Genomic DNA, 3,815 nt, shown 5'->3' with positions numbered 1-3,815 from the left:
GGCGCCGAAGCGGGGTCGCCCGCTCTGGCGTCCGGGCCATGGAGCCTGGCGACGGTGACCGTCGTCAGGCTCCATGGCCGTCGTTGTCGCGCCGGCGGTCGTGGACAGCGACGGATCAGCACCTTCAGGGGGCGATCCTGACCGGGTGGACGACCCGGAGACGGATCCCCATGACCTGGATGCGCACCATTGACCGTTATAGCAATGTGTTGTGAACCGCTCGATATTCGATGATCAAGGATTCCTTCATGACTGATGACAGCAGCCCCACCCTCGGGATCGGCATGGTGGGCTACGCCTTCATGGGTGTGGCTCACTCGCACGCGTGGCGCAATGTCCGCAGCTTCTTCGACCCGTCGCTGGTGCCACGGCTGGCCGCCATCGGCGGGCGCAACGCCGACGCCGCCGGGGAAGTCGCGGCCAAGTTCGGCTGGGAACACGTGGAGACCGACTGGCGCGCTCTGATCGCCCGGGACGACGTCGATCTGGTCGACGTCTGCACGCCCGGTGACAGTCACGCGGAGATCGCGATCGCCGCGCTGGAGGCCGGCAAGCACGTGCTGTGCGAGAAACCGCTCGCCACCTCGGTAGCCGAGGCCGAGCTGATGGCGGAGGCGGCCGCAGCGGCACGAGAGCGGGGTGTGCGGTCGATGGTCGGGTTCACGTACCGGCGGGTGCCGGCCATCGTGCTGGCTCGGACCCTGGTGGCCGAGGGACGTATCGGCGAGATCCGGCACGTGCGGGCGCAGTACCTGCAGGACTGGTTGGTGGATCCGGCGTCGCCGATGTCGTGGCGTCTGGAGAAGCCCCGTGCCGGGTCCGGCGCGCTGGGTGACATCGGCGCACACATCGTTGATCTCACGCAGTTCATCACCGGTGAGCGGATCACCGGTGTGAGCGCGCTGATGGAGACGTTCATCAAACAGCGCCCGGTGGCCGAGCCGTCGTCGGGGGCGAAGCTCGGCGGGCACGTCGACACCGGGGGCGCGCCTATGGGGGATGTGACCGTCGACGACGCGGCGGTGTTCATAGGCCGGTTCAGCCGGGGAGCGCTGGCGACCTTCGAGGCGACGCGGTATGCGACCGGCCGCAAGAATGCCATCCGGATCGAGATCAACGGCACGAACGGATCACTGGCGTTCGACTTCGAGGACATGAACGTCCTGAACTTCTACGACGGCACGGAGGACGCGCAGACAGCCGGGTTCCGGCGGATCCTGGTGACCGAGCCCGAGCACCCGTTCCTGGCCGCGTGGTGGCCACCGGGGCATCTGCTCGGCTACGAGCACGGTTTCACCCATCAGGCCGTCGACCTGGTCAACGCCGTCGCCGACGGGCGTGACCCGGAGCCGTCGTTCGCGGACGGCCTTCAAGTGCAGCGCGTGCTGGCCGCGATCGAGGACAGTGCCGAGAAGGAGAGCATCTGGACGCAGGTCACGGTATGAGAGCTTAGGTAGGGCTAGCCCCACCTAAGCTTTGCAGCTAACACCGCTGCCAGCGGACTTATACATCCGTATGGTGCGGAGGTATGAGTAGTTCTGAGGTCACGGCCAGCGACGTTGCCACTGTTGAGGGGCCGCGGCGCCGACACGTCAGCGAGTTTGCCGAGCTGTCCAAACAGATCCGGGCGGCCGGACTGCTGCGCCGTAGACCGATGTTCTACGCCGTACGGGCGGTCACGCTGGTGCTGCTGCTCGCCGTGTGCGGCTCGGCGTTCATCGCGCTCGGCGATACCTGGTGGCAGCTGGCTGTCGCGGCGGCGTTGGGTCTGCTACTGACCCAGGTGGCGTATCTCGGTCACGACGCGGCGCATCGGCAGATCTTCACGTCGGGCAGGCGCAACGAACTGGCCGCGCTGCTCCTCGGCAATGTGATCGTGGGTCTGAGCCATGGCTGGTGGATGTCGAAGCACAGCCGCCACCATGCCAATCCGAACAAGGCCGATGTCGACCCGGACGTCGAACCGGCCGCCCTGGTGTTCACCAGTGACGTGGCGACACAGCGTCGTTCGCGCAAGGGGTTCTCCGGCTGGTGGGTGAAGCGGCAGGGAACTCTGTTCTTCCCTCTTCTGCTGCTCGCCGGGCTGAACCTGCACGTGTCAGGCCTGCGGACCGTGTTCGGCCGCGGCCGTGTCAAGTTCCGCGCCGTCGAGATTCCGTTGCTGCTTGCGCGTCTGACCCTCTACCCGGTGGCGTTGTTCGTGTTCCTCTCGCCTGCCATAGCGGGCACGTTCCTCGCGGTCCAGATGGCCGTGTTCGGCGTCAGCATGGGCGCGACCTTCGCCCCGAACCACAAGGGCATGCCGATCCTTCCCCGTGACATGAGCGTCGATTTCCTCCGCCGGCAGGTGCTCACCAGCCGCAACGTGCGCGGCAGCTGGCTCGTCGACGTCGCCATGGGTGGTCTGAACTACCAGATCGAACACCACCTGTTCCCGAGCATGCCGCGGCCGAACCTGCGCAAGGCGCAGCCGATCGTGCGGCGGTTCTGCGCCGAGCAGGATGTCTCGTACACCGAGGCCGGGCTTCTGGAGTCGTGGCGGATCGTCGTGCGGTACCTGAACCAGGTCGGGACCAAAGATGTGGATCCGTTCCAATGCCCGCTCGCCGCGCAGTTCCGCGCGCCCGCGTGAGGGGTGTGAGCTGATGTGGGCCCTGTTGTCTTCAGCGTCGTGGCCGTACGGCGTCGGCACTGGCATGCCGGTATCGAGCGAGGCGGAGCACAGACGCGCCGACGAGATACAGGATGAACGCGATGAGCGGGACTCCGACGACCCCTTCGTAGCTGCTGTCCGCGACCGCGATGACCAGGAGCCCGGCGACGATGCACATCATGGCGGTCACGGTCAGAGCGCGCCAGCCGGTGCGAGGCAGCCCGATCCGGTTGCACACCGCGGCGTCGACGACGGTGAGCACCCGCGGTGGGCCTCCGGGACGTGTCTCGATCCGCGCGAAGATCCCGACGAAGACCGCCAGCACGGCGGCGCAGACGGCCAGCCAGGGTAGCCGCAGTGGTAGCCAGGCCCCGGCGTCGACGTCCGGCTCGGGCATGATGCCCGATCCGTAGAGGGCGGCGGCGGCCAGCACGGCCGCCGCCATGTGCCACAGGAACAGGGTCAGGACCACCGCGTTCGCGGCGACCACCGCGGTCCAGGCGCGAGCTCCACGCAGGATCCGGTTCACCGGCTCGCTGAGCGCGAGCGCCGCGCAGGCTTGTGTGAGGCCCAGGACGAGCAACGCGAACGACGGCGGAGAGGTGTTCTGCAGGTCCGCACCCGGGACGCCCACCATGCTCACCGGGTACGGCCCGAGCACCGTGAGACCGATCAGGGCTGCGATGCCGGCACCGCAGAGCAGGGCAAGGGCGCGCGCCCCGGCACGGATGGTGCCGTCCTGCCAGGCGATGCCGACCTGGTGGAAGACCAACCACACCAGGAGGTAGTTGGCTCCGCCCACGGCTGGTACCGCGTACCGCAGGCTGGCGATGTCGAACAGCGGCACCAATGCTGCGGCCCCGAGGGGGAACGCCAGCCCCATCCGCCGTTGCAGGGCGTAGGTGAGCGGCGAGAGGAAGACCAGGCTGAGGTACGCGACGAGGAACCACAACGGGATCGCCGCCGCCCACACGGCCAGCGCGACGAGCCCGGGGTCGACACCGAGCGTTCGCGCGCCGAATCCGGACGCGGCGAGCACGACGAGGAACGCGGTGGTGGGCCGCAGCAGACGAGAACTGCGGTTCAGCAACCAGCCGAAGGCGTCGCCGCCGCTTCGATAGTGTGAGCTCAGCGATGCCGCATTGGCGAATCCGCCGACCAG

General features: G+C 67.9%; 3 protein-coding genes. 2 read left to right on the top strand and 1 reads right to left on the bottom strand.

Translation table 11 applies throughout. The features are described 5' to 3' along the window. The first annotated feature begins 248 nt into the window (after nt 1-248). Together ELR45_RS18105 and ELR45_RS18100 are read left to right on the top strand one after the other, a co-directional pair. Nucleotides 249-1,445, top strand: coding sequence for a Gfo/Idh/MocA family protein (locus ELR45_RS18105; RefSeq protein WP_129667644.1), 1,197 nt, complete (start codon nt 249-251; stop codon nt 1,443-1,445). Between the two features lie 83 nt (nt 1,446-1,528). Further along, nucleotides 1,529-2,632: a fatty acid desaturase family protein gene (locus tag ELR45_RS18100; RefSeq protein WP_129667643.1), complete on the top strand. Its 1,104-nt coding sequence runs from the start codon at nt 1,529-1,531 to the stop codon at nt 2,630-2,632. A 31-nt stretch (nt 2,633-2,663) separates the two neighbouring features. Here ELR45_RS18100 and ELR45_RS18095 read toward each other — a convergent pair. Then, the coding region (locus ELR45_RS18095; RefSeq protein WP_205856817.1) for a hypothetical protein at nt 2,664-3,815 on the bottom strand (1,152 nt) is incomplete at its 5' end.

Origin of the sequence: Phytoactinopolyspora endophytica (assembly GCF_004138495.1) — a bacterium.
Classification (GTDB): domain Bacteria; phylum Actinomycetota; class Actinomycetes; order Jiangellales; family Jiangellaceae; genus Phytoactinopolyspora; species Phytoactinopolyspora endophytica.
Note: the sequence above shows the minus strand (reverse complement) of the source record. Positions and strands in the feature narration are given on the sequence as shown.

What these genes read in the sequence shown, in the direction of transcription:
- ELR45_RS18105 (WP_129667644.1), top strand. Translation starts at nt 249, where the DNA reads ATGACTGATGACAGCAGCCCCACCCTCGGGATCGGCATGGTGGGCTAC.
- ELR45_RS18100 (WP_129667643.1), top strand. Translation starts at nt 1,529, where the DNA reads ATGAGTAGTTCTGAGGTCACGGCCAGCGACGTTGCCACTGTTGAGGGG.